The organism is Streptomyces desertarenae, from assembly GCF_042681365.1.
Taxonomy (GTDB): Bacteria; Actinomycetota; Actinomycetes; order Streptomycetales; family Streptomycetaceae; genus Streptomyces; species Streptomyces desertarenae.
Genome location: NZ_JBHUFU010000001.1, coordinates 370055 through 394538 on the forward strand (window position 1 = coordinate 370055; position 24484 = coordinate 394538).

At 75.1% G+C, this 24484-nt stretch carries 24 protein-coding genes and 1 CRISPR repeat array (1 of these 25 only partly in view); of the genes, 9 read left to right on the top strand and 15 right to left on the bottom strand.

What is annotated here, in order from left to right; all coding sequences use genetic code 11:
- A CRISPR array of direct repeats spans positions 1–420; the repeat unit is 37 nt; unit sequence GTGGCGGTCGCCCTCCGGGGCGACCGAGGATCGCAAC; it begins 1156 nt to the left of the window's first position.
- Positions 421–987: 567 nt separating this feature from the next.
- Positions 988–1266: a hypothetical protein gene (locus tag ACFSJS_RS01615; protein WP_380895838.1), complete on the top strand. Its 279-nt coding sequence runs from the start codon at positions 988–990 to the stop codon at positions 1264–1266.
- Positions 1267–1760: 494 nt separating this feature from the next.
- On the opposite strand, the gene ACFSJS_RS01620 is transcribed toward ACFSJS_RS01615, so the two are convergent.
- The 3 genes from ACFSJS_RS01620 to ACFSJS_RS01630 form a co-directional block, all read right to left on the bottom strand.
- Positions 1761–2561, bottom strand: coding sequence for an SDR family NAD(P)-dependent oxidoreductase (locus ACFSJS_RS01620; protein WP_380895840.1), 801 nt, complete (start codon positions 2559–2561; stop codon positions 1761–1763).
- Between the two features lie 166 nt (positions 2562–2727).
- Complete coding sequence (locus ACFSJS_RS01625; protein ID WP_380895842.1) at positions 2728–3261, bottom strand: GNAT family N-acetyltransferase; 534 nt, start codon at positions 3259–3261, stop codon at positions 2728–2730.
- On the bottom strand, positions 3258–4502 hold the full coding sequence (locus ACFSJS_RS01630) for an XRE family transcriptional regulator (protein WP_380895844.1): 1245 nt from the start codon (positions 4500–4502) through the stop codon (positions 3258–3260). Before ACFSJS_RS01630 ends, ACFSJS_RS01625 begins: the two co-directional genes overlap by 4 nt.
- A 235-nt stretch (positions 4503–4737) precedes the next feature.
- On the opposite strand from ACFSJS_RS01630, the gene ACFSJS_RS01635 reads away from it, so the two are divergent.
- Positions 4738–4974: a hypothetical protein gene (locus tag ACFSJS_RS01635; protein ID WP_380895846.1), complete on the top strand. Its 237-nt coding sequence runs from the start codon at positions 4738–4740 to the stop codon at positions 4972–4974.
- A complete protein-coding gene (locus tag ACFSJS_RS01640; RefSeq protein WP_380895848.1) occupies positions 4971–5219 on the top strand; it encodes a hypothetical protein in 249 nt (82 codons plus the stop codon). Before ACFSJS_RS01635 ends, ACFSJS_RS01640 begins: the two co-directional genes overlap by 4 nt.
- A gap of 328 nt (positions 5220–5547) precedes the next feature.
- Here the strand turns inward: ACFSJS_RS01640 and ACFSJS_RS01645 are convergent, their stop codons facing one another.
- On the bottom strand, positions 5548–6303 hold the full coding sequence (locus ACFSJS_RS01645) for an ALF repeat-containing protein (protein ID WP_380895850.1): 756 nt from the start codon (positions 6301–6303) through the stop codon (positions 5548–5550).
- A 202-nt stretch (positions 6304–6505) separates the two neighbouring features.
- Here ACFSJS_RS01645 and ACFSJS_RS01650 point away from each other — a divergent pair, with 202 nt between their 5' ends.
- The 3 genes from ACFSJS_RS01650 to ACFSJS_RS01660 all read left to right on the top strand — a co-directional run bounded on the left by ACFSJS_RS01650 (position 6506) and on the right by ACFSJS_RS01660 (position 8707).
- Positions 6506–7288: an alpha/beta fold hydrolase gene (locus tag ACFSJS_RS01650; RefSeq protein WP_380895852.1), complete on the top strand. Its 783-nt coding sequence runs from the start codon at positions 6506–6508 to the stop codon at positions 7286–7288.
- Positions 7289–7383: 95 nt separating this feature from the next.
- Positions 7384–7842 carry a cupin domain-containing protein gene (locus ACFSJS_RS01655; protein ID WP_380895853.1) on the top strand — a complete coding sequence of 153 codons (459 nt, stop codon included), beginning with the start codon at positions 7384–7386 and terminating at the stop codon, positions 7840–7842.
- 112 nt (positions 7843–7954) lie between these two features.
- A complete protein-coding gene (locus ACFSJS_RS01660) occupies positions 7955–8707 on the top strand; it encodes an HAD family hydrolase (protein ID WP_380895855.1) in 753 nt (250 codons plus the stop codon).
- Positions 8708–8737: 30 nt separating this feature from the next.
- Here the strand turns inward: ACFSJS_RS01660 and ACFSJS_RS01665 are convergent, their stop codons facing one another.
- Both ACFSJS_RS01665 and ACFSJS_RS01670 read right to left on the bottom strand, forming a co-directional pair.
- Entirely contained in the window at positions 8738–9922 is a 1185-nt protein-coding gene (locus tag ACFSJS_RS01665; protein ID WP_380895857.1) for a lactate 2-monooxygenase, read from the bottom strand.
- 70 nt (positions 9923–9992) lie between these two features.
- A complete protein-coding gene (locus ACFSJS_RS01670; protein WP_380895859.1) occupies positions 9993–10880 on the bottom strand; it encodes a PhzF family phenazine biosynthesis protein in 888 nt (295 codons plus the stop codon).
- A 162-nt stretch (positions 10881–11042) separates the two neighbouring features.
- Here ACFSJS_RS01670 and ACFSJS_RS01675 point away from each other — a divergent pair, with 162 nt between their 5' ends.
- Positions 11043–12674: an alkaline phosphatase D family protein gene (locus ACFSJS_RS01675; RefSeq protein WP_380895861.1), complete on the top strand. Its 1632-nt coding sequence runs from the start codon at positions 11043–11045 to the stop codon at positions 12672–12674.
- Between the two features lie 121 nt (positions 12675–12795).
- On the top strand, positions 12796–14124 hold the full coding sequence (locus ACFSJS_RS01680) for a multidrug effflux MFS transporter (RefSeq protein WP_380895863.1): 1329 nt from the start codon (positions 12796–12798) through the stop codon (positions 14122–14124).
- Positions 14125–14242: 118 nt separating this feature from the next.
- Here ACFSJS_RS01680 and ACFSJS_RS01685 read toward each other — a convergent pair whose 3' ends face one another.
- The 4 genes from ACFSJS_RS01685 to ACFSJS_RS01700 all read right to left on the bottom strand — a co-directional run bounded on the left by ACFSJS_RS01685 (position 14243) and on the right by ACFSJS_RS01700 (position 17233).
- Positions 14243–15454, bottom strand: coding sequence for an NAD(P)/FAD-dependent oxidoreductase (locus tag ACFSJS_RS01685; RefSeq protein WP_380895865.1), 1212 nt, complete (start codon positions 15452–15454; stop codon positions 14243–14245).
- Positions 15451–15660 carry a ferredoxin gene (locus tag ACFSJS_RS01690; protein ID WP_380895867.1) on the bottom strand — a complete coding sequence of 70 codons (210 nt, stop codon included), beginning with the start codon at positions 15658–15660 and terminating at the stop codon, positions 15451–15453. The genes ACFSJS_RS01685 and ACFSJS_RS01690 overlap by 4 nt, the downstream gene beginning before the upstream one ends.
- 54 nt (positions 15661–15714) lie before the next feature.
- Positions 15715–16659: a pyridoxamine 5'-phosphate oxidase family protein gene (locus tag ACFSJS_RS01695; RefSeq protein ID WP_380895869.1), complete on the bottom strand. Its 945-nt coding sequence runs from the start codon at positions 16657–16659 to the stop codon at positions 15715–15717.
- 109 nt (positions 16660–16768) lie between these two features.
- Positions 16769–17233, bottom strand: coding sequence for a VOC family protein (locus ACFSJS_RS01700; protein WP_380895871.1), 465 nt, complete (start codon positions 17231–17233; stop codon positions 16769–16771).
- Between the two features lie 146 nt (positions 17234–17379).
- Here ACFSJS_RS01700 and ACFSJS_RS01705 point away from each other — a divergent pair, with 146 nt between their 5' ends.
- A complete protein-coding gene (locus ACFSJS_RS01705; protein ID WP_380895873.1) occupies positions 17380–17973 on the top strand; it encodes a CGNR zinc finger domain-containing protein in 594 nt (197 codons plus the stop codon).
- 87 nt (positions 17974–18060) lie between these two features.
- Here ACFSJS_RS01705 and ACFSJS_RS01710 read toward each other — a convergent pair whose 3' ends face one another.
- From ACFSJS_RS01710 to ACFSJS_RS01730, 5 genes are all read right to left on the bottom strand, one after another.
- Positions 18061–18792: a maleylpyruvate isomerase family mycothiol-dependent enzyme gene (locus ACFSJS_RS01710; protein ID WP_380895874.1), complete on the bottom strand. Its 732-nt coding sequence runs from the start codon at positions 18790–18792 to the stop codon at positions 18061–18063.
- A gap of 92 nt (positions 18793–18884) precedes the next feature.
- Positions 18885–20576 carry an AMP-binding protein gene (locus ACFSJS_RS01715; RefSeq protein ID WP_380895876.1) on the bottom strand — a complete coding sequence of 564 codons (1692 nt, stop codon included), beginning with the start codon at positions 20574–20576 and terminating at the stop codon, positions 18885–18887.
- On the bottom strand, positions 20573–22564 hold the full coding sequence (locus ACFSJS_RS01720; protein ID WP_380895877.1) for an FAD/NAD(P)-binding protein: 1992 nt from the start codon (positions 22562–22564) through the stop codon (positions 20573–20575). Before ACFSJS_RS01720 ends, ACFSJS_RS01715 begins: the two co-directional genes overlap by 4 nt.
- Before the next feature lie 6 nt (positions 22565–22570).
- Positions 22571–23899, bottom strand: a complete 1329-nt coding sequence (locus tag ACFSJS_RS01725) for a methylaspartate mutase (protein ID WP_380895879.1) — start codon at positions 23897–23899, stop codon at positions 22571–22573.
- Complete coding sequence (locus ACFSJS_RS01730; RefSeq protein ID WP_380895881.1) at positions 23896–24396, bottom strand: cobalamin B12-binding domain-containing protein; 501 nt, start codon at positions 24394–24396, stop codon at positions 23896–23898. The genes ACFSJS_RS01725 and ACFSJS_RS01730 overlap by 4 nt, the downstream gene beginning before the upstream one ends.
- Positions 24397–24484: the final 88 nt, after the last annotated feature.

Here is a 24484-nt window from a genome sequence, read left to right on the forward strand (position 1 = left end):
GCGGTGGGGGCGCCGTGGCGGTCGCCCTCCGGGGCGACCGAGGATCGCAACCTTCTCGTGGGTGAAGGTGGATCTCAGGCCCCGGCTGTGGCGGTCGCCCTCCGGGGCGACCGAGGATCGCAACCCCTGGAGGGTGGCTGGCCTGCCGGTGCGGGATCTGTGGCGGTCGCCCTCCGGGGCGACCGAGGATCGCAACATCGACGGCATCTACAGCATGCTGGGCCGGGTGGCCGAGTGGCGGTCGCCCTCCGGGGCGACCGAGGATCGCAACTATTCGAGCCCCACGCTGACCAGTGCGGGCCTGGCGCAGTGGCGGTCGCCCTCCGGGGCGACCAAGGATCGCAACGCTTCGGTCGTCTCGCGGTCCGCTTCGGCCGCACGGCGTGGCGGTCGCCCTCCGGGGCGACCGAGGATCACAACGTGCGGGTGGACCGGCATTGCCGCATCGCGCCCCGTGGCGGTCGCCCTCTGGGGTCGTCTTCGCATGCGTGTTTGGAGACGATGCCCGTACTGGGGGTAGTGGCTTTGTTCCTGTGCAACAGGGTGGCTAACGCATGCCGTCGCTGACTGCCCAACGATCGGGACTTCGTGGGGCTCCGCTGAGGGGGAGGCGTGCTGGGGGATCCTGCACAGGTGCCTCCCCATGACCTGAGGCTGACGACCCCGGTCGTAGTGCCGCACCGGCAGGGGTGGAGGTGGAGCCGACAGCGAACAGCAGTGATCAGATACGTCAAAAGGTCTGGCGTGGGACGGAGCCGGTCTCGCCGACCGTGCTCGAGTGCCGCCGCTGTAGCGTGGTTGGCGCAGCCGACCTCGGCGGATGAGCGGAAACCGCTGTGGTGGGGACTGCTCGCGTGATTCGACCGGTACCGTGCTACTGACCCCTACACAGGTGCTGTCCCTGACCCGACGGATGTTCGACAGGGCGCGAGCCTGGCCCGAGCGTTGCGCTACGTACTGCGGATGCCTCCCGCCCTCGTGGTCCGGGTGCATGAGCAGCTGTATGAGCTGATCAAGAGTCCCTCCATAACGTGTGACGTGGCAGGCGATGGCGGCAGTGACGCGGTGCCCGTGCTCAGACACGCCTTGTCGGTCACCACGGCGAACGACCTCTCCGTCATGGCCGAGCTTGCTGTAGCTGCCGATGGCGTAGCGACCAGTGAGGTCCCCGAGGAGGACCAGGTCGGCAGCGGTCGGTGGGAGATGGGCGAGTCCCAGGGGAATGGTGTGACTGCCTCTGGCCGCCTCCGGATGGGGTTTCCCTGAACGCGAAGCCTTCTGTGAGCGCTGCGAATGGGGGTACGTCGTATGGCATTCTGGGGTCGTCTCGCGAAAGACATGGACGTCACCTGGGCCCGCGAAACCACGGGTGGTGTCCGGAACCGACCTCCAATCGGTGCCAGCGAAGAGCCTCCGGGATGGCTGTCCTGGAGGCTTTCGTGTGCCTGGCTCCGGTGGAGGCAGGCATCCCCGTCGCGGCTCGGTCGGGGGGACCGGGAAGGAGCCCGAGTCGTCGGCCTGTCCGGCTCCGGACTTCCCGGGCCGCTCAGAGGGCAGGGACGGAGGGGATGCCTCTGGCTGCCTCCGAGCGACCTGGGCCGATCCGGGGTCGAATCAGAGCGATTTCCTCTGACTGCCTCCGATCGCCTCTGCAACCCGTCCTAGCGGGTCACAGCCGGTTCGCTTCGCAAAGCCGCAGCTCAGAAGGGTGCTTTTGGAGAACCCGGCGTACAGCACGGCTCGTCTGCCGCCACCGCAGGTCAGGACGGGGCGTCCGTACCGGTCGGCAGCACCGCCTCCGGTGACTCGGGCAGGGTCTGGCCGCCGTCGACGGTGACGACCTGCCCCGTGATGAACGACGCCCGCTCACCGGCGAGGAACTCCACCACGTCGGCGATCTCCTGCGGCCGGGCGAGGCGGCCCAGGGGGACGGTCGCGGCCATCTGGGCGAGGTAGGCCTCTCCCAGCTCCTGCAGGCCTTCGGTCAGCACGTTGCCGGGAGCCACCGCGTTCACGGTGATGCCGTACGGGGCGAGTTCCAGCGCGGCCGTCCGCATGAAGCCCAACTGTGCGGCCTTGCTCGCGCCGTAGTGGCTCCAGCCCGGAAACCCGGTGAGCGGGCCGGTGATCGAGGACGTCAGCACGATCCGGCCGCGCCCGGACTCCCGCAGCAGCGGCACGCACGCGGCGACGGCGAGTATCTGGCTCTCCACGTTGGTGGCGAAGACCTCGCGTACGTCGGCGTGCGTCATGTCCGCCAGCGGCTTGTTGGGGAAGACGCCGGCGTTGAGGCACAGCACGTCCAGGCCGCCGAGCGAGGTCCGGGCGGACTCGGCCAGCCGCTGGGCGAAGTCGCGCTCGGTGACGTCGAGGGCCAGCCCCTCCACGGTCTGACCGGCACGGCGCCCGGCTCCCCGGAGGGCCTCCAGCACGTGCTCCGGAACGCTGCGCCCGGTCAGCAGGACGTCCGCCCCGGCGGTCACGAACGTGGAGGTGATCGCGGCGCCGATGCCGCGTGTGCCGCCGACGACGGCGACCTTCGGGGGTAAGGGATTGTTCATGTGGCCCTGCCTCGTCTGCTGCGTGTGCCGGACGCGGGGTCCGGCCGGGTCCCGCGGTGTGCGGTGTGGTGTCGAGGTGATGGATGTCCCGCCGCGGGCGGCGTCATGCCGGCCCCGGCGGATCGGGCGTCGTGCGCGCCGTACGGGCCCGCGCCGCACGGGAGGATCAGTCGGGCAGCGGCAGTTCGGTGAGCATGACGGCGAAGAGCGGGGAGTCGGCGAAGGGCTGCCGCTCGCCGACCTTCCGGTAGCCCCAGGACTCGTACAGGGCCTGCACCTTGGGGCGCCTGACGTCCACGGAGAGGACGGCCAGGTCCTCGTCGCGACGTGCCAGCAGCCCGTGGTGCAGCAGGCGGGAGGCGCCGGTCTTGCGCCAGCGCGGGCGCACCATCAGCTCCGAGAGGGAGAACGTGCGGGACGCCTCGGGGGCCGGGTCCAGGAACTCCCGCCACCACTCGCGGCCGGGCGTGGCCGGTGCGCCGTAGGCGTAGCCCACCGGCTCGCCGTCGTCGTAGCCGATCAGGCAGGAGAAGCCGGGATTGCCGCCCCAGTGGTCCACGAACCAGGGGAAGCGCTGGACGAACGGATCGTCCAGCCGGTCCGCGTAGGCGTCGGCGTGCACGTCCAGGAGGGTCTGCCGGATCTCCGGCAGGTCGTCGTGGGTGTAGTGGCGCAGATCCAGGCCGGCGGCGATCGTCATGCGAGGGTCCATTCGGTGCGGTGGCGGTCGGCCCACTCCCGCGCGGCGGCGGAGTCGGGGGCGATGGTGATCAGGTCGCGGTGGAAGTCGCCGAGGCGGGAACGCATCCGGCCGGGGAGGGGAGTGCCCTCCATCAACTGGAACGCGGTCTCGGTGGTCGCGCAGGCCTGTTCGATGTCGCGCTGGTGGAGCTGGGCCATGGCGAGTCGCAGCGTGGCCATGGCCCGGTTGCGGCGGAATCGGCTGGGGATGGTGGACAGCGCTATGTGGGAGGCGGCCTCGGCCTTGGCTGGGTCGCCGATGCGGTCGTGGACGACGGCGGTGAGAGCACTCAGCTCGGCAGGCCCGTAGAACGCGACCCAACTCGGTCGAGGCGCCCGCAGGTCGGCCTTGGCAAGAGCCTCTTCGGCATGACCGAGGGAGCGCAGGGCTGCCTGGCGGTCACCGAGGTAGGAATGGCTGACCGCAGTGCGGGCGTGGGCGAGCGAGGCGAACAACGGGTCGCGGCGGGCGGCGGTGGTGGCCTGTGCGGCGTACGCGGCGGTCACGGCCTGTGCGTAGTTCCGGCGTTGGCGGGCCAGCAAGGCATGCGCATTCCACACACTCAGCTCTGTGACGGAGTCCCTGGCCATCCGAGCCAGGTACAGAGCCCGGTCCAAGTGCTGATGTGCCTGGTTGGAGCGGTGGGCGTCGATCGCGGACCAGGCGGCGGCTGCGGTGTAGTCGGCCGCCACGCCGAACAGGCGTTGCCTCACGCGCTGGGAGGCCGCCCGCTCCTGCATCCTCAGCGCCAGGGCGGCGCCGGACAGCGCCGCGCGCTCCAGGCTCTCGTGGCCGCCCCGGGACTGGTCCAGAGTGGTCAGGGCCTCCAGCCCTTCGCGGAGCCGGATCACGTCGGAGGTGCCGACGGACGAGGGCCGGGCGGCGGCGACCAGGGGGACGGCCCCCGCGGTCGTCCCGGTGGTGGCGGTGAGGAAGTGACGGCGTCGCACGGGCTCCTCCTGCTCCGGTGAGGGCGCGGTGCCGCATCCGCCCGCCGGGGGTGTGAAGCCCAACTCCTCGACGGCGCAACCGAACACCGCTTCTAAAGCCTGCCTCTGCCGAGCATGCGGCCAAATCGTCTTTCCGGCCAGCCAGTTGCGCACCGTCCGATCGCTGACGGTCCCCTCGTACCCGTCGGCGCGCAGATGGGCGTTGACGGCCTCGGCCAACTCGGTCTGGGTGAGGCCCGCTTCGAGCATGCGACTTCTGAGGTCCTGGTTCCTCTGCACTGACTCACGGTAACCACGCGACGCCGTCGCGTAGAGCCGATGAGGGGAAATTTCCGGTCGGGGACGGTCCACCGGGCCCCGGGTTTTCCTTAACCCCTGCCGCGCCCGGCCGTTGACTGGGCGAGACGGGAGCCGTGGGCCCGCCGGGGGAGCGGGGGACGGCAGCCGACTCCCAGGTATCCGGAACGAGGCGATGGCAGCGACGATGACCACGACCACAGGCGGCCCCGAGCCCTTCGGAGCGTCCCCCTGGCCGGCGATCGGCCTACGTGTCCTGGACGCCGGCGCGGGCCGGGTCGGCGTGGTCCTGCTCCTGCGGGATGCCGCCGGGAAGGTCTACACCGAAGGGGCGGGCCGCCCGGCGCGGGCTCTGCTGCGCCCCGAGGGCCGCCGCGAGCCGCGCTGGTGGGCCGAGGTCGGCGATCTGCGGAGCGCGCCGTGAGGGCCGGGCGGGAGGTCGGGCTGGGGCACCGGGAGCACCCGCTGCTCGGGCGGACCGTGCTGGACACTGCCACCGGGCGCACCGGCGTCCTGCGGGCGGTCTGCCCCGAGCCGGACGGCTGCCGGGCGTGGACGGGGCCGGTGCTCCGGCCGGGCGGCGGCCCGCCGGTGGCGTGGCTGGCCCCCGTCGGGGGCGGCGTGGAGTGGACCACCGCCCTGGACGCGATCCGGGAGGCGGGCGGATGAACGCCCGCCGCCTCCTCCGCCTGCCGGAGCCGGACGGCCTCGTGGCCGGTGTCGTTCTCGCCGCTGCGAACGTGCTCGGCATCGGAGCCGTGGCCGGCTCCGCGGGGATCGCCCCGGCCGTCCCCGGCGCGGTGCCCGTCACCGTCCCGGACGGCGCCGGAGCCGCGTCCGACCGGCGACCGCCCACGGCGGAGAGGGGAGGTGGGGAGGCGGCGACGGGAACGAGCCGATGGCGGTGACCGGTGCCACCCCTGCCCGTCCCCGTCCCCGCCCGGGGAGCGGGGGCGGGCTTGGCCCGCCCGATGCGGTCCCGGCCGGGACCGCGGGGTCAGGCGTCCACCTCGTACCGCCCGGTCTCCAGGAAGTACCGCAGTTCCTCCGGCGTGCCGTCGATGACCTCCTCCGCGGCCTTGCGGAGGGCGTCGCTGATGGTCGGGTCCGCCAGGATGCGGAAGACGGCGACGCGGTCGTCCTCGGCCTGGGCGAGGCGGTAGCCGGTCTCCAGGAAGGCGCGCAGGGCTTCGGGGCTGCCGTCGTCGAGGGTTTCGTTGGCTTCGCGGATGACTGCCTTGTCGCCGTTCTGGGTCGCCAGGTGCAGGATGCGGAAGATGGCGACGCGGTCGTCCTCGGCCTGGGCGAGGCGGTAGCCGGTCTCCAGGAAGGCGCGCAGGGCTTCGGGGCTGCCGTCGTCGAGGGTTTCGTTGACCTCGCGGATGACTGCCTTGTCGCCGTTCTGGTTCGCCAGGTGCAGGATGCGGAAGATGGCGACGCGGTCGTCCTCGGCCTGGGCGAGGCGGTAGCCGGTCCTGAGGAACTCCCGCATGTCCTCCGCGGTGCCGTCGAGGGCCTCGTTGGCCTCCCGGGTGACTCCCCTGCCGGAGTCCTCGTCCGCCAGGATCCGCAGGATCGCGATGCGGAGTTCCTCCTCCGACATCTCGTCCACCGGCTTCTCGGGCGCGGTCGTCGTGGCCGTCGCGGTCGTCGGTGCGGCCGTCGGGTCGGCGGCGAACGCCGGGGCGGTGAGGAGCAGGGCCGGGGCCAGGGCGGTGGCCGCGACGAGCAGAGTGGCGCGGGTCGGCCTCATGGGCGTGTACCTCCGTGGTCATGCCGTCGATGGGAGGATCCTCGCCGCTGCGCGCGCCGTGATCACTACCGGAACCGGGCAGTTTTCGCAGGCCGTCGTTGCCGACCCGTGGGGCAGGGGCGCCGCGCCCGCGCCGGGGCCCCGTCGCGCGGGTGGCCCGACCGACTCGTGTGGCCACCGGGTGCGACCGTATGATGCATATATGTCGGATATCGAACTGGCCGGCAGCCGCCGCGGCGCGGGGCCGGTCCTGGTCGTGATCCGGCAGCTGGACCGGGAGGGCTGGGCGCCCGTCATCGATCTGCTGGCCCGTGAGCGCGAGGTCGTGGCGGTCGACCTGCCCGGATTCGGTGGCAGTCCGCCGCTGCCGGACGGCCGCACCCCCACCGTCCGGGCGCTGGCCGCCGAGGTCGCCGCGTGGTTCCCCGCGGCCGGCCTCACACGCCCGCCCGTCGTGGGCAATTCGCTCGGCGGGGCCGTCGCTCTCGAACTCGTTCGGACCGGCGCGGTCGGCAGCGCCGTCGCCCTGTCCCCGATCGGCCTGTGGACCGGTCCCGAGGCCGCCTACGCCCTCGGCTCGCTCCGGGTCGCGCGCACGGTGGCGGAGGCCCTCGGTCCCCGCACGGCGCGGGTGGCCGGCAGCCCGCTGGGTCGCACGCTCGCGTTCTGGCAGCTGGTCGCGCGCCCCCGGCGGATGACGGCGGAGGCGGCCGACCGCGCCCTGCGCGACCTGGCCCGCTCGCCCGGTTTCGCGGCCACCCGCCGGGCGGCCCGCGCCTACCGGCTCGCCGGCTTCACACCGGCCGTCCCCGTCACGGTCGCCTGGGGCACCCGCGATGTCCTGACCCCCCGCCACCAGGCCCGCCGCGCGGCCCGGCTCCTGCCGGGGATCCGCCTCGTCCGGCTGCGCGGCTGCGGGCACTCGCCCATGTCCGACGACCCCGACCGCATCGCCCGCCTCCTGCTGTCCGCGGGCACCGCCTGAGGCGGGGCGGGCCGGACGGAGCGGACGGAATGTCGGCCGCCGTCCCGGCGGGGGTCGGTACCGATAATGCCGGTACGCGACGGAAGGACCACCGCATGAGCTCCGAGGCGTTCAAGGATCACGGGCCGCGCCCCCACGTGCTCGACATCGAGCAGGCCACCCTCACCAACGACCGCTTCCGCACCACCCTGTGGACCGGCACCAGCCTCCAGCTGACGGTGATGAGCATCGAGCCGGGCGGCGAGATCGGCCTGGAGATGCACATCGACCGCGACCAGTTCCTGCGCGTGGAGGCGGGCCGGGGCCGGGTGCTGATGGGCGCGGAGAAGGACCGGCTCACCTTCGACCGGGAGGTCGTGGACGACTGGGTGGTGCTCGTCCCCGCCGGGACCTGGCACAACGTCGTCAACACCGGAGAGGAGCCGCTGAAGCTCTACTCCCTCTACGCCCCGCCCGAGCACCCGCACGGCACCGTGCACCGCACGAAGGCCGACGCCGACGCCGCCGAGGAGGCGGAGCGGGCCGGGGGGCCCGGCGAGTACGCCGGAGAGTGACCGAAGGGCGCCCTTCACCGGCCCGGCGCCGCGTGCGATGCTCGCGGGCGTCGGGGCCCGGTGGAGCCCGCCGGGCCCGTTCGGTCGGGGAGAGCGGGGAGGGAGCGGTTCGATGACGGTCCGCGGGGTGCTGTTCGACGTCGACGACACGCTGTTCGACTACTCGGGCTCGGACGAGGCCGGGCTGCTGGCCCACCTCGGGGCCGAGGGCCTGCTGGACCGCTTCACCGACCCCGCCGCGGCCGTCCGGCTCTGGCGGGAGGTCACCCGGGCCGAGTACGCCCGCTACACCGCCGGCGAGACCACCTTCGCCGGTCACCGGCGCGCCCGGGTGCGGCGGTTCCTGGCCCGCGCCGGGCAGCCGGGGGCGGACGGCATGTCCGACGAGGAGGCCGGCGCCTGGTTCGCCGGGTACACGGCCCACCGGGACGCCGCGCGCAGGGCCCTGGACGGCGCGGCGGCCGTCCTCACCGAGTTCGCGCCCCGCTACCGCCTCGGCGTGGTCTCCAACTCCTCACTGCCGCACCAGCGGAAGAAGCTGGCGGCCATCGGCCTGCTGGCGTACTTCGGCGACGCGCTGGTCTGCTCGGTGGAGCACGGCGAGGCCAAGCCCGCGCCGGGCATCTTCCTCGCCGGGTGCGCCCTGCTGGGCCTGGAGCCGCACGAGGTGGCCTACGTCGGCAACGACCACGCGGTCGACGCGGTGGGGGCGCGCGACGCGGGGCTGCACGCGTACTGGCTCGACCGCGGGGACACCGGCCGGCAAGGCGCGCGGGCGGGCGCGCCCGGCGAGGGGATCGGCGTCATCCGCTCCCTGTCCGAGCTGCCCGCCGCCCTCGCCGCCCTCGCCGCCCGGACCGCCTGAGCGGCGGCGGGCCGGGCGGCGGGGGCGGCCTCACGCCTGCCGCAGCACCTCCGGCGACAGCTCCGCCGGGGAGCGGTGGCCCGTCAGGCCCAGCGTCAGGTCCAGGTCCGCGAGCAGGCCGCGCAGCACGTGCCGCACGCCGTCCTCGCCGCCCAGCGCCAGGCCGTAGACGTACGGGCGGCCGACCAGCACGGCCCGCGCGCCCAGCGCCAGCGCCTTGAGGACGTCCGAGCCGGTGCGCACCCCCGAGTCGAACAGGACCTCGATCCGGTCGCCGACGGCCGCGGCGATCTCCGGCAGCACGTCCAGGGCGGCCACCGCGCCGTCCACCTGGCGCCCGCCGTGGTTGGAGACCACCACGCCGTCCATGCCGGCGGCCGCCGCGCGCCGGGCGTCGTCCGGGTGCAGGACGCCCTTGAGCACGATCGGCCCGTCCCACCTCTCGCGCAGGAACGGCAGCCGCTCCCAGGACCGGTCCGTCCCCGTGAACATCTGCACCCAGCGCAGCACCGCGGAGACCGGGTCCTCCTCCGGGGGCCTGGCCAGCTGGGCCCGGAACGCCGGGTCGGAGAAGGGGATGGCGGTGCCGACGCCCCGGATGAACGGCAGGTAGGACAGGTCCAGGTCGTGGGGGCGCCAGCCCAGCGTCCAGGTGTCCAGGGTGACCACGAGGGTGGTGTGGCCCGTCGCCCGCGCCCGCTCCAGGATGCCGGCGCAGACCTCGTCGTCGTCGGGCCAGTAGAGCTGGAACCAGCGCGGCCCGTCGCCGCTCGCCTCCGCGACGTCCTCCAGGGTGTGGGAGGAGGCGGTGGACAGCACCGCGGGCACGCCCAGGGAGGCCGCCGCCCGCGCGGTGGCGAGCTCGCCGTCGGGGTGGACGACGGACTGCACGCCCACGGGCGCCAGCAGGACGGGGGCGGGCATCCCGGTGCCCAGCACGGTGGTGCGCAGATCGCGGACGGTGGCGTCGCGCAGCATGCGCGGGACGATCCGCCACCGGTCGAACGCCTCCCGGTTGGCGCGCGCCGTCGACCCGGAGCCGGCCGCTCCGGCCACGTACCCGAACGGCCCCGGCTCCAGCCGCCCGCGGGCGGCGTCCTCCAGGGCGGTGGGGTCGGTGGTGAACGGCGGGAGCCGCCCCTCCAGGCCGTTCAGGTAGATCTCGCTCTGGTAGGCGGCGAAGCCCGCCCCCGCCGCCCCGTCCGTGTCGCTCATCGCCCGTCCCTTCCCTCGCGGCTCCCGCGGGCCGGGCGCGCCCCGCGTCCGTTCCGCGGCGCCGCGCGGCTCACCCGATGCGGGCCGCGGCCCCCGACACCCGCACGCGCGGGTCGTCCGCGTGCAGCCCGACCTCCAGCAGACCGGGGCGCCCCATGTCGTGCCCCTGGTGGAGGGTGAGCCGCGCCGGTGCGGCGACCAGGCCCAGGGCGCGAAGATACCCGCCCAGCGCCGCCGCTGCCGCCCCCGTGGCGGGATCCTCCACGACTCCTCCCACCGGGAACGGGTCGCGGACGTGGAAGACCGTCTCCGACTCCCGCCACACCAGCTGGAGGGTGGTCAGGTCCCGGCGGAGCATGAACGCCTTCAGCCGTTCGACGTCGTACTCCAGCGCCGCCAGCCGCCCGCGCGTGGCGGCGGCCAGGACGAGGTGCCGGGCCCCGGCGTAGGCGATGCGCGGCGGCAGCTCCGGGTCCAGTTCGCCGTGCGCCCAGCCGAGCGCCGCCAGGGCCTCGGCCACGTCCTCCCGGCCGACGTCCGCCACGTGGGGCTCGACGCTGGTGAGGGTGGCGCGCCGGGTGCCGTCGGACGCCCGGTCGACGGTGACGGGCACGGTGCCGGCCGGGGCGGCGAAGACCAGCTCGCCCGGTCCGGTCCGCTCGGCCAGCGCGACGGCGGCCGCCACCGTGGCGTGCCCGCAGAACGGCACCTCGGCCAGCGGGCTGAAGTAGCGGATGCCGAAGCCGCGCCCGGGCGGGGCGCCGAGGCCGGCGGGCGGGGCGGTGACGAAGGCCGTCTCCGAGTAGCCGACCTCGGCGGCGACGGCGAGCATCGCCGCCTCGTCCAGGCCGTCCGCGTCCAGCACGACGCCGGCCGGGTTGCCGCCGTCCGGGTCGGAGGAGAAGGCCGTGTAGCGCAGGACTTCCGGGGCGGCGCCCCCGTCTCTCGTCTCGGTCATGCCCGGTCAACTCCGCCCCGGCGGCGGTTGTTCCGCGCCCCCCGGGGGGAGGGCGGGCGCCACCGGCCGTCCGCCCGGCGTCACCCGCCCGCCATGGAAGCGCCATGTACGCGCCAACATCTCGCCGCCGTGCCGCCGCCCCCGGGGGCTGCAATCACCTGCATGACGCACTCCACGAGCGCCACCGCCGAACTGAGAGCCGCCGCCCGCCACCTGAACCGCCGCCGCTTCCTGACCGTCTCCGGCGCCGCCGCGGCCCTGGCCCTGGGCACCAACCTGCCCACCGCGGCCCACGCCGCGCCCGCCCTGGACCCCGCCCGGATCGGCGAGGACCCCTTCGCCCTGGGCGTCGCCTCCGGCGACCCCCGGCCGGACTCCGTGGTGCTGTGGACCCGGCTGGCCACCAGGCCGTACGAGGCGGACAGCGGGCTCCCCGCCCGGCCGGTCGCCGTCCGCTGGGAGATCGCCCACGACGAGCGCTTCCGCCGCGTCGTCCGGCGCGGGCAGCTCCTCGCGCACCCGGAGTTCCACCACGCCGTGCACGTCGAGGCCGGCGGCCTGGCGCCGGGCCGCGACTACCACTACCGGTTCCGCGTGGGCCGCTGGACCAGCCCCGCCGGACGCACCCGCACCGCCCCCGCGCCCGGCTCCATGCCGGGCGGGCTCCGCTTCGGCCTGGTCTCCTGCCAGTCGTACCACGACGGCTACTACACCGCGCTCGGGCACCTGGCCCGCGAGGAGGGCCTCGACGCCGTCTTCCACCTCGGCGACTACCTGTACGAGTACCCCGTCTCCGCCGTCGGAGGGGACCGCAACTACACCGACCGCACCCTGCCCGACCTGTTCAACCGGGAGACGGTGACGCTGGAGGACTACCGGCTGCGGTACTCCCTGTACAAGTCCGACGCCGACCTCGCGGCCGCCCACGCCGCCCACCCGTGGATCGTCACCTGGGACGACCACGAGACGGAGAACAACTACGCCAACGGCATCCCGGAGAACGGCGTACCGCCGGAGGAGTTCCTGATCCGCCGGGCCGCGGCCTACCGCGCGTACTACGAGAACATGCCGCTGCGCCGGCCCCAGCGCCCCCAGGGCCCCGACCTGAGGCTCTACCGGCGGCTGCACTACGGGCGCCTGGCGCAGTTCGACGTCCTCGACACCCGCCAGTACCGGGACAACCAGGCCAGCGGCGACGGCTGGAAGCTCCCCACGCCCGAGTCCGAGGCCCCCTCGCGGACGATGCTGGGCGCCTCCCAGGAGCGCTGGCTGATCGACGGCTGGCGCCGGTCGCAGGCGGTGTGGAACGTGGTCCCGCAGCAGGTCACCTTCTCCCGCCGCCGCAACCGCGTCGAGGGCCCCTGGCCGCTGTCGATGGACGCCTGGGACGGCTACCCGGCCGCCCGGGAGCGGGTGCTGGCGGGCGCGGAGTCGGCCGGGATCGACAACCTGGTCGTCCTCACCGGCGACGTCCACGTCCACTACGGGTTCGACATCAAGCGGGACTTCGACGACCCCGGCTCCCGCACCGCCGGCGTGGAGGTCGTCACCACCTCCGTCAGCAGCGGACGGAACGGTGCGGCGAAGCCCGGCAACTGGCAGACGCTGATGACCGCCAACCCGCACATGAAGTACTACAACGGGCAGCGCGGGTACGTCCTGCTCGGCCTGGACGCCGAGAAGCTGCGGGCCGACTACCGGACCGTTCCGGCGGTGACGACCCCGGGCGCGCCGATCACCACGGCGGCCTCCTTCGTCTCGCAGGCGGGCGAGCCGGGCCTGCTGCCCGCCTGAGCCGGCCGGGCCCCCGGCGGAGGTCTCGTCCCGGTGTGAGCGGTATTGCGCCGGAGGCGGTGCGCCGGGGACGGAAAACCTGGGATGATTGGACGGCTTCCACGACCTGATGGAGAGGTGCATGTCCGACCCCGGCCCGTCCCCGGCCGCCGCCGAACGCGAGATCCCCCAACAACTGCCCGTCCCTCCCGCCCCCGACGCCCCCGCAGCCGGCGGCGCGCCCGAGGCGGCGCCCCCCGCCGGCCGCGCCGGCCGCGCCGGGCTGCTGACCGTCCTCATCCTCGGCAGCCTCACCGCCCTGCCCGCGCTGTCGATGGACATGTACCTCCCGGCGCTGCCCGACATCGCCACCGCCTACGGCAGCCCGGCCGCCGAGGTGCAGCTCACCCTGACGGCCTGCCTGCTCGGCCTGGCCGTCGGGCAGATCGTCGTCGGGCCGATGAGCGACCGGTTCGGCCGCCGCCGCCCGCTGCTGATCGGCATGGCGGGCTACGTCCTGGCCAGCATCGCCTGCGCCCTCGCCCCGGGCGTCCACAGCCTGACCGCGTTCCGCCTCGCCCAGGGGCTGGCCGGGGCGGCGGCCATCGTGATCGCCCGCGCGGTCGTCCGCGACATGTTCGACGGGCTGGCCATGGCCCGCTTCTTCTCCACCCTGATGCTGATCTCCGGCCTCGCCCCGATCCTGGCGCCCGTGCTGGGCGGGCAGGTGCTGCGGTTCACCGACTGGCGCGGCGTCTTCCTCGTCCTGGCGGGCTTCGGCCTGATCACCACCGTGGTCACCGCCCGCTGCCTGCCCGAGACCCTGGCTCCCGGGGACCGGCACGCCGGCGGGGTCGGTGAGGCGCTGCGCACCGCGCGCGGGCTCCTGGCCGACCGGGTGTTCACCGGCTACCTGCTGGTGGGCAGCTTCGCCTTCGGTGCGCTGTTCGCGTACGTCTCCGCCTCGTCGTTCGTCGTCCAGGAGATCTACGGGGCCTCGCCGCAGACCTTCAGCCTGCTGTTCATGGTCAACTCCATCGGGCTGGTGGCCGCCGGGCAGGTCAACGGCAAGCTCCTGGTGGGCCGGGTCTCCCTGGACCGGGTCATCGCCGTCGGCCTGGCCCTGATCCTGCTGGCGTCCGTCGCGCTGCTGCTGATGACCTCCGGCGTCCTCGGCCCGGTAGGCCTGGTCCCGGTCTCGGCCGCGCTGTTCGTGCTGATGTCGGCCATGGCGCTGGTGCTGCCCAACGCCAACTCCGAGGGGCTGATGCGCGCCTCGCGCGCGGCCGGCTCCGCCTCCGCGCTGCTGGGCGCCTCCCAGTTCCTCATCGGGGCCCTCGCCTCCCCGCTGGTGGGCGTCGCGGGCGAGGACACGGCCGTGCCCATGGCCGCGGTGCAGCTGGGCACCGTCCTGCTGGCGGGCGCGAGCTTCGTGCTGCTGTGCCGCCCGGGGCGCCGGCGCGCCCGGTAGGCACCCGCCTCCGGTGCCCCGGCACCGCAGGCGGAACGGCCCCGCGGGCATGGAGCCCGCGGGGCCGTTCCGCGTTTCCGGCGCGGGGGCGCTCCCGCGCCGGTGCCGGGGCGCCGCGTCAGGCCGCCGGGACGGGGGCGCCGCGCCGGGCCCCGAGCAGCAGCGGGCGGTAGGCGGCGAGCCGCCGTGCGCGGTTGACGGTGAGGGCGCCGACCAGTTCGCCGCCGCGGTGGTAGGAGACCTCCAGGTGTCGGCCGGGCACGTCGTACTCGACCGTCCGGGCCTCGTCGGCCAGGTGCGGCAGCCCCAGCGAGCGGATGCGGACGCCGTGCTGGTCGGACCAGAACGAGGGCACCGCGGCGGGGAGTTCGGGAAGGCCGCCGTCCCCGCCGGAGTGCAGCAGGACGCGGGCCGCCGCGGCGGCGTGCTCCACCGCGGCGCTCCAGTGCCCCAGGTGGAGCGTCCCGCCGGCCGGCGGGCACGGCCGGCGGGACACGTCGCCGACGGCGACGACGTTCCGCAGCGCCGTGCCGTCCGCGGTCAGGACGCGGCCGTGCGCGTCGCAGACGACGGCACCGTCCAGGAGCACCCCGCTGCCGCGCAGCCAGGCGGTGTTGGGCACGGCGCCCAGCGCCAGGAGCACGGCGGTGGCCGGCACGTGGGTGCCGTCGCCCAGGAGGGCGCCGGTGACGCGGTCGGCGCCGGTGAAGGACCGGACGGTGGTGCCGGTGCGCAGGTCGATGCCCGCCTCGCGGTGCAGCCGGGCGACGAAGCCGCCGACGGCGGTGCCCACCGCACGCGCCATGGGCACCTCCTCGGCCTCCACGAGGGTCACCGCCACGCCGGCCTCCGCCGCCGTGGCGGCGACCTCGGAGCCGAGGAAGCCGGCGCCGACGACGAGCAGCCGGGCTCCCGGGGAGGTGAGCTCCCGGCGCAGCGCGCGGGCGTCGTCGAGGGTCCGCAGCGTGTGCACGCCGCCGGGCACCGGCCCCGGCCACGGGCGGGCGGCCGCGCCGGTGGCGACGACCAGGCCGTCCCAGGGCAGGCGGCCGCCGTCGGCGAGGTGGAGCGTGCGGTCCGCCAGGTCCAGCGCGGTGGCGGTGCCGGTGCGCTCCTCCACGTCGAGGTCGCCGGTGGAGGGCAGGGCGATGTCGTCCGCCTCCCAGGTCCCGGCCAGGACCTGCTTGGACAGCGGGGGCCGGTCGTAAGGGGGGTGGGGCTCGTCGCCCACGAGGGTCAGTTCGCCGTCGAACCCCTGCTCCCGCAGGGCGCGGGCGGTCCGGGTGCCCGCCAGGGAGGCGCCGACGACGACGATGCGGCGAGGGGTCATGCGCCGGCTCCGGAGTCGTGCAGCGAGACGGCCCGCACGGGGCAGGCGGCCGCGGCCTCGCGGACGGCGGCGCGGACGTCCTCGTCCTCGGGCACCTCCTCGCGGACGAGGAGGTTGTCGTCCTCGTCGAAGGAGAAGTGGTCGGGGGCGGCGAAGACGCACTGTCCGTGGCTCTCGCAGCGGTTCATGTCGACGTGGATGCGCACGGGGCACTCCTGGTGGTGGCGTTGTCGGTGGCTGCCGCGGCGGCGGGCGGGGCGTCAGGCGGCGCCCCGCGCGCCGGCCGCCGGCACGGGAGGGTTGAAGCGCGAGGCCGCGGGCGGGCTCCAGCCGGCGGGCAGGGTGCCGGGGAGCTCGGCGACGCCGGTGACGGTGAACTCGACCAGGCGGCCGGTTCCGGCGAGCGCGGCGCCCTCGGTCTCCCCGGCGTCCCAGACGGTCTGCGCGGTGCCGGTGAGGTGGAGGGTGGTGCCGGTCGCGTAGTCCGGGACCACCAGGCCGGCGCGGGGGTTGACCAGCAGGTTGCCCAGGGTCAGGAACATCGCGTTGCCCGTGTAGTCGGGCCAGCGGAGCCGGGTGGGCGACAGGACCTGGAGGAAGCCCGGGTTGCCGCCGCGGTGGGAGGCGTCGGCGCGGCCGTGCTCGTCGGCGGTGGCGATGAAGAAGGTGTCGGCGCCGGTGAGGAACCGCTGCTGGCCGTCGTCGAGCCGGTCGCTCCTGCGGGCCTGGGGCGTCCCCGCCTGCGGCGGGGCGGCGTCCGCCTCCGGCGGGGTGCGCTTCTGGATGTACTTGGGGCAGTTGGCGACCACCTGGTCGAGGTCGACGAGGAGGCCGTCGCCCTGCGGGCGCGCCGTGCCGTTCATCCGCATGCGCCGCCGGGTGGCGGCCTCGATGGCGAGCATCCCCAGGTGGACCGGCCGCTCCAGGGCGGCCGCCAGGGGGTCCTCCGGGGCCGGGCGGGCCGCGATGGACAGGCGGTGCTCGTCCGGGGCGCGGAGGAATCCCGCGGGGCCGGTGAGCACGGTGGCCCAGACGTCGCCGCGGTCGTCGGCGGCCCCGACGACCAGCAGGCGCTGCTGGGTGAGGAAGGAGGCCGCGACGGGCGGCACGGTGTCGCGGATCGCGCGTCCGGAGACCTCGGCCTCCTCCCGGAGGCCGGCGCGCCGCTGGGCCTCGTGCTCGCCGCGGTGGTAGGGGCCGGTCACTGTGGTCGCTCCTCGGCGGGCGGTGCGGTGGGGCGGGCGGGGAGGGGGCCGGGGGGTGCCGCCGGTCGGGGAGAGTGAGGGCGGCAGCCCCCGGCCGTGGGGTGGCGGCTTAGAAGAAACCGCAGGTGGGGGCGGAGGCGACGGGCGCCGGGGCGGAGTCGGCGCCGGTCGGGGCGTAGATCTCCAGGCGGATGCCGTCGGGGTCGGTGAAGAAAATCCCACCGGAGGCGGCGCCCTCGCCGTGGGGGACGACGCCGTCGTACTGGAACTCGGCACCCAGGCTGCGCAGGACCTCCTCGGCCGAGCGCACCTCCTCGATCGTCTCGACCTGGAAGGACAGGTGGTGCAGGCCGGGGAGGCCGGGGGCGTACCCGCCCTCGCTCTGCTGCCACAGGGTCACCATGAGGCGGCCCTCGCGGCCGAGGAAGGCGAAGGCGCGGCCGGGCTCGCGGCCCTCTCCCTGGACCTCGAAACCGAAGACCTTCCGGTAGAAGTCCAGCGAACGGTCCAGGTCGGTGACGTTCAGGCCGATGTGCCCGGTCTGCAGGGCGGTGGGGGCGGCGGTTGCGGACATGACGGGATTACCTCCAACGCGGCGTTCGGGACCCCCCCGAACTAACCGTTGTCAGTGACTTTAAGGGTTAGAACGAGGAAAGGTCAACTCCTTACGGAGCGATAGACGGTTAGACTGGTGGTGAACGGCCGACGGAAGGAGCTCGCATGGGAACCGCTACGGGGGACACGAGCCCTCCGCCCGCGGCGGCCGGCGCCGATCCCAGACCGCTCCAGGGTGAGCCGCTCGCCCTGGACCTGCTCAACACGCGGTGGATCGACGACGGGGTCCGGCACGACCTGCTGAGCGACACCGGCGGGTTCGGCGTCTGGCTGGCCGGCCACGGCCTGCTGGAGAGGGCCGGCGCCACCCCGGCCGCCCTGGAGGCCGCCCTCACCGCCCGCGAGGCGCTGGAGGCCGTCGTCGCCGACCCCGGCGACCGCCGGGCCAGGGACGGGCTCAACGCCGTCCTGGCGCACGGGCGCGTCCTGCGCACCCTCGGCCCCGACGGACCGGCCGAGCAGGTCGAGACCGACGCCCCGGCCTGGCTGGCGGCCTGGCTGGCCGCGGACGACTACCTGCGCCTGGTGCGCACCGCTCCCGACCGGATCCGGGCCTGCGCCAACGACGAGTGCATCCTGCACTTCTACGACGTCTCCCGGAACGGCACCCGCCGCTGGTGCTCCATGGCCGGCTGCGGCAACCGCGCCAAGGCCTCGCGGCACTACGCGCGCACCCGCCGGCGCGAGGGCCGGGAGTAGCGCGCCTCCGGGCCGGCCGGGCCCGGAGACGGCGGAACGGCCGGTACCGGAACGCTCTCCGGTACCGGCCGCGGGGCCTTCGGGCCCTCACATCCAGGCGGGCAGCCGGGGGAGTCCGCCGGAGGCGCACCGCAGCGCGCCGCCGTGGTCGCGGCCCGCCAGCCAGGCCGCCAGGGCGTACGCGGGACCCGTCACCCGCTCCGGGGAGCCGGAGCCGGCCCCCGTGGCGAGCCGCTCACCGGTCCCCGCCACGTGCAGCTCCAGGGGCGGGCAGTCCCGGCGGCCGGACCAGGCCTCCACCAGGGAGGCCAGCAGGAACCGCGCGTCCTCGTCCGGCCAGTCGGCCGGCGTGTACCCGGCCGCCAGGTCCACGTGGTGGATCAGCACCTCGCGCAGCCGGTGCCCCGGCAGGGCGCGGGCCGGCAGCCGGTCGCCGTTGCGCAGGACGACCTCGGCCGCCCACGCGCCGTCGTCCAGCCGCCGCGCGTGCTCGACGAACTCCTCCCCGGAACGGGCCAGGTCCGCCAGGTGCACGGCGGCGGGGCGGTGCGCGTCCCGCTCGATGTCGGCCTCGCGCGCGCCGTTCCCGGCGTACATGGGGCGGGGCACGCCGGTCTCCGCCCAGGTGAGGAGGTTGCGCAGCCCGTCGGCGTTGCGGGCGACGTGGGCGCAGACGTGGCCGCGCGTCCAGCCCGGCAGGGCCGAGGCCGCGGCCAGGCCGGCGTCGCCCAGCGAGGCCACCGCGGCCCGCAGCTCCTCCTGCGCGGCGGCGACGCGTGCGACGAGGGCGGCGGTGCCGGCCGGTGCGGACGTGTCCATGGTTCCTCCGTCGTGCGGTGGTGTGGTCCCTGCGGCGGTGCCGTCCGGCCGGCGCCGTGCTCCGGCGCCGGCCGGACGGCCGGCGGCCCGGCTCACCCGGTGGTGGCCGCCGCCGGGGGCTTCTCCCGGTGGAAGTCGGCGGTCTCGGAGCGTCCGCGCAGCTCGGCCCGGCGGACCTTCCCCGACGCGGTGCGCGGCAGCCGGTCGGTGAAGGTGAGCAGGTGCACCTGCTTCTGCGGGGGCAGCTCCCGGTCGAGGTGGCCGAAGAGGGCCTCCGCCGTGGCCGTGTCGGCCGGGTGCGGGGGCGCCGGGACCACGAACGCCTTGGCCACCCACTGCCCGATCGGGTGGGGGTGCGGCACCACGGCCGCGTCGGCGACCGCGGGGTGGGCCAGCAGCACGCGCTCCAGCTCCAGCGGCGAGATGCGGTGGTCGAAGGACTTGAACATGTCGTCGGCCCGCCCGACGTAGCGGAAGCTCCCGTCGGCCTCGCCCACCACCAGGTCGCCGGTGTGGTACAGGCCGCCGGCGAAGGCGGCCGCCGTGCGCCGGTCGTCGCCCGCGTAACCGGCCATCACGCCGACGGGCCGGTCCGCCAGGTCGACGCAGAGCTCGCCGGTCTCCCCCGGCGGCAGCCGGTCGCCCGTCTCGGGGTGGACGACGACCGCCCGGTAGCCGGGCATCGGCCAGCCCATGCGCCCGGGCACCGCCGGACGCCCGGGCGGGGTGCCGAGCTGCGCGGTGGTCTCGGTCTGGCCGTAGCCGTCCCGGACCTCGACCCCCCAGGCCTCCCGGACCGTGCGGAAGACCTCCGGGTCCAGCGGCTCCCCGGCGCTGGTGGCCTCGCGCAGCACGGGCGGGCGCTGCCCGATGCCGTGCCGCACCAGGGCGCGCCACACGCTGGGGGGCGCGCAGAACGAGGTCACCTCCCGGCTGTGCAGCACCTCCAGGATGCGCTCGGGGCCGCTGTGGCCGGACGCCAGGGCGACGATCTGCGCCTCGGCGTTCCACGGGACGAAGAACGAGCTCCAGGCGTGCTTCGCCCAGCCCGGCGCCGAGATGTTGAGGTGGACGTCGCCGGGCCGCAGGCCGTTCCAGTACATGCCGGAGAGGTGGCCCACGGGATAGCTCAGATGGGTGTGGAGGACCATCTTCGGCAGCGAGGTCGTGCCCGAGGTGAAGTAGCAGAACAGCGGGTCGTCGGCGGCGGTGGGCGCGTCCGGCCGGAAGGTGCCGGCCGCGGACCGGGAGTGCCGGTGGTCGGTCCAGCCCGCGGGCTCGCCGCCCACCGAGATCCTGCTCCACTCGCCCGGCAGCCCGTCGAACCGCGGGGCCAGGGCGGCCTCGGCCACCACGTGCCGCACCCCGGCGCGGGTGATGCGGTCGGCCAGCTCGGCCGGGGAGGCCGTGACGTAGGTGGGGACCACCACCGCGCCGAGCTTGATCGAGGCCAGCACCGTCTCCCACAGGGCGGGCCGGTTGTCCAGGACCACCAGCACCGGGTCGCCGCGGCGCACACCGCGCTCGCGCAGCCAGTTGGCCACCTGGTCGGAGCGCCGCGCCAGCTGGGCGAAGGTCAGCTCCTCGTCGCCCCCCTCGCCGATCACCCGCAGGGCGGGGCGGTGGTTGTCGCGGGCCATCGGGTCGAACCAGTCCAGGGCCCAGTTGAAGGTCTCCGGCCGGGGCCAGGTGAACTCCCGGCGGGCGGCCTCCAGGTCCTCGCGGTGCCGCAGGAGGGTGTCGCGGGCCTGCCGGAAGAGCAGCCCCGGAGTCCCGAGCGTCATGCCCGCCCCCCTTCGGCCGGTGCCCCCGGGGCGGCGCCGACGAGCGCGCGCCCGTCGGAGGAGGGCTCCTCGGGAGCGCCGGCGAGGAGGTCCGCGGCGATGGCGTCGGCGTCCCGGTAGAACAGGGTGCGCATCCCCGGGCGGCTGCTGCCGACCTGGGTGAACCAGCGGGTGTGCTCGGTGGGGATGCCCAGCGCGTACAGGTCGGTGCGCACCCGGCCGGCGGCGTCCACGACGTGGAACGGGGCGCGGGTGACGGCGAGTCCGCCGGTCTCGAACCGCTCGCCGTGGACGGCGTCCTCGACCACGTACTCCGAGACCAGGCCGTCGGCCAGCAGCGCGCGGACGAGGGGGGAGGTGTCCCGGCGCAGGTCCGGGGTGGGGATGCGGGCGTCTATCAGCACCTGCGCCGTCCGGGCGGAGCCGGCCACCCGCGGGGAGGCGACGCGGAAGCCGCCCGCCTCCTCGTCCACGGTGTAGGAGGTGGCCGGGCCGGCGACCTCCACGACCCCGGCCTCGACCAGGGCCATCAGCTGGCGGACCCGGTACCGGGGAGGCCCGGCCGACAGCAGGGCGTTGACGGGCAGGAAGCGGCGCAGGAAGGCCTCCTGGTGGGAGGAGGGGCGCAGCCCGCCGTAGTCGACCGCCTCGCGCACCACGTTGCGGATGTCGCGCAGGACGTCCAGGGCGGCCTTGAGCGGTCCCTCGCTGTTGCCCAGGTCCGCCTCCTCCAGGTCCCGCCGCATGACCTCCAGGAGTTCGGTGCGGAAGGACTGCAGGTCGGGGAAGTGCCGGTCGCCGAAGGGGCGGGCCAGGCGGTGGAGGTCGAGGGCCGGGATCCCGTCGAGGCCGGCCTCGCGCAGCACCTCGGCCGGGTCGCCGCCGGCGAGCAGCACGGTGGCGTGCCGGTCGGCGAACCGCTCGCCCGCCTCCCTGCCGTCGCGGGCGGTGACGTGGGCCGTCCAGTAGACGTGGTCGAGCTCCCGCAGCAGCAGGGGCAGCACGTCCTCGTCGAAGTCCAGGCGGGCGCTCCCGGTCTCCGCCAGGCGCCGCTTGCGGGCCTGCTCGACGGCGTGGGGGGTGAGGAAGAGCGCCCGGTGGCTGTAGTGGGGCTCCTTCTGGTTCTTGCCGCGGGCCGGGATCGGCAGCCCGCTGCGGGAGCCGGCCACGATGTGCGGCTCGCGGCCGCTGGGCTCGTAGCGCAGGGAGCCGTCCGGCAGGGAGGTGAAGGTGCCGCCGCGGCCGAGGGTGAGGGCGACCATCACGTCGTAGAAGGACAGCCCCATGCCCAGGATGCCGACGGTCGTGCCGGGCGGGATGGTGTCGGGCCCCAGGTCGAGGTCGGCGGCGGAGTCGCCGCACAGGTAGTGGACCCCGGGGCGGCCGGCGGCGAAACCGAGCATCTCCCGCTCGAAGGGGTCGGGCTCGTTGCGGGGGTGGCCCGTGGCCAGGACGAGCCGGTCGACCGCGAGCGGGGCGGGGTCGCCCTCGCGCAGCAGGTCGTAGCCGCCGCCCGGCCGGGGACGCGCCCGGACGATCCGGTCGCGCACCGGGATCAGCTCGGCCTCCTCGGGCAGGTGCTCGGCGATCGTGCGGTAGACCGAGCGCAGGTACTGCCCGTAGCGCAGCCGGGAGGCGTAGTCGTTCGGCCCGAGCGGCTCCTCGCCGTGGGTGCGGGCGCGTTCGGCTATCCACTGCCCCAGGCTGGGGCCAGCGCCCGGCCGGGCGGGGCCGTCGTCGGGCTCACCGGAGTACATGGTCACCTGGCCGACGACGGTGTTCATGGTGAACCAGTCCTGCTGGTCGGTGCGCCACACGCGGCCGGCGCCCACCTCGACCGCGTCGATGGCGTAGACGCGCAGTCTCCGGCGCGGCGCGGGCATCTCGCGCAGGCGGACGGCGAGCCGCTCCAGCACGGACAGTCCGCGCGGGCCGGTGCCGATCACCGCGACGGTGAGCGGCTGCGGATCAGTCGGGAGTCCGGTCACTGTTCCTCACTTCACTTCCTGACGGGTCCGGCCCGCGGCCGGCAGGGGTTCGTGTGCCGCCGCAGGGTCCAGGGCCGCGCGGTCGAAGGTGTTCTGCACGTGCGAGAGCATCCCGAGCAGTTCCTCGGCGCCGACCGACGTCGCGCCTCCCGGCACGTCCCGGACGGGCATGCGGCCGGCCGACGACCACCGCAGCCGGCCCCGGTGGTCGATGTGGCTGCGGGTGAGCTGGGCGTTGTCGGCGTGCAGGCAGTAGGGGACGTCGAGGTAGCCCCGGGCGAACGCCGCCGGGAGGGCCCGGTCGATGTCGGAGTGGAGCTCCAGGACGGCCTCCACCATGTCCCGGGCCTCGCCCAGGAGTTGCTCCGCCTCGCCCTCCTCGGGGCGGTCGGCCGGACCGGCCACCGCGGTGCGGGCCGCCTCGGCCGCCGTCTCCAGGGCGTGGACGTTGTCCTCGATCGTGGGGATCCGGTGGGCCTCGGCGGCCGTCTTGACGATGAGCCGCTCGGTGCCGGTCACCGCGGCCAGGCGCGCGCTCTCGCGCAGCAGCGCCAGGGCCCCGGGGACGGTGCGCGGGAAGACGCCCATGTAGGTGTAGAGCACCACGTGCCAGTCGGTGTCCCCCAGGTACTCCCCGGCCAGCCGGCGCAGCGCGGCCAGCGCCGCCACGTCCTGGGGGAAGCTGGTCTGCTGGGCGTAGCTGAGGGAGATGCTGCGCAGGCCGTGCCGGCGGAAGAAGATCCCCTCCAGGACCGACAGGGCCACCAGCAGGCTCGGCGGGCACAGCTGCCCGAGCATGCAGCCGCCGAAGCTCTCCAGGTGGGCTCCGGGCACCTGCTCGGCCAGGACCTCGCAGCTGCGGGCCCAGGCGTCGACGGCCTCCACCAGCGGGGTGCGGCTGTAGGGCAGGCAGTAGGAGACCGGCCCGCCCTCCGTGGCGTCGAGGCCGGCGTCGATCAGGGCCCGGACGATGCCCAGGGGCAGCGGTGAGCCGTGGCGCACCTGGATCGCGAAGTCCCCGGCGCCGGCCGCCGCGATCATCTCGCGGGTGGTTCCGCCCCCGTGGGCGACGATGGGGAAGCCGTTGAGCTCCTCGCCCTTCTCCAGCGCGCGTGCGGCGGAGGCGTGGTCGCCGACCCGGGTGTAGCTGTCCAGGGTGATGGTGCCCACCGTGCGGGCGCGGGCGCCGTGGACGGCCCGGAGGCCGGCGCCCATCTGCTCCACGGTGGGGAACCCCATGCGGGGCTGGACCACCAGCTCCCCGGCCGAGCGCGCCGCGGCCACGGCGGCGGCGAACGAACCGGTGGGGCCGGTGCGCCCGGCGACCGCGCTCACAGGGCCGGGGCCGCGGAGGCGGCCTGGTGCAGGGCATGCCTGGTGGGGGCGGTCAGGTAGCGGCGGAACTCGCCGATGCCCACGGAGTCCTCGAAGACCGCGTCGAACCCCGCCTCGACCAGCGCCCGGGTGTGGCTGCCGCCCTCGGACCCGCGGGTGCCGAGCTTGCCGCCGATGACCACGGGCAGGTCCGCCAGGTCGGGCTCGGCGCGCAGCCGGGCGATGAGGCGGCGGCCGTCGAGGTGCCCGTGCCCGTTGACACTGCTGATGACCACCATGTCGGGGCGGTGACGCCGGCATTCGGCGATCAGGAGGTCGTCCGGGACGCAGGCGCCGATGTTGGTGACGGAGTGGCCGTACTCCTCGATCAGGAGCTGGAGGAAGACCAGGTTCCAGGTGTGGGAGTCGGAGGAGACGCTGGAGACCAGCACCCGGCGGGGGCCGGTGGTGTCGGGAAGCGGCTCCGGGGTGATCACCGTGGGGGCGGCAGCGGACATGGTGTGCTTATCTCCCGTGGCGTGGTGTGGCGCGACGTGGTGTGGGCGGGACGTGGTGAACGGTGCGGGGCGGGCGCGGGCCGCGGTG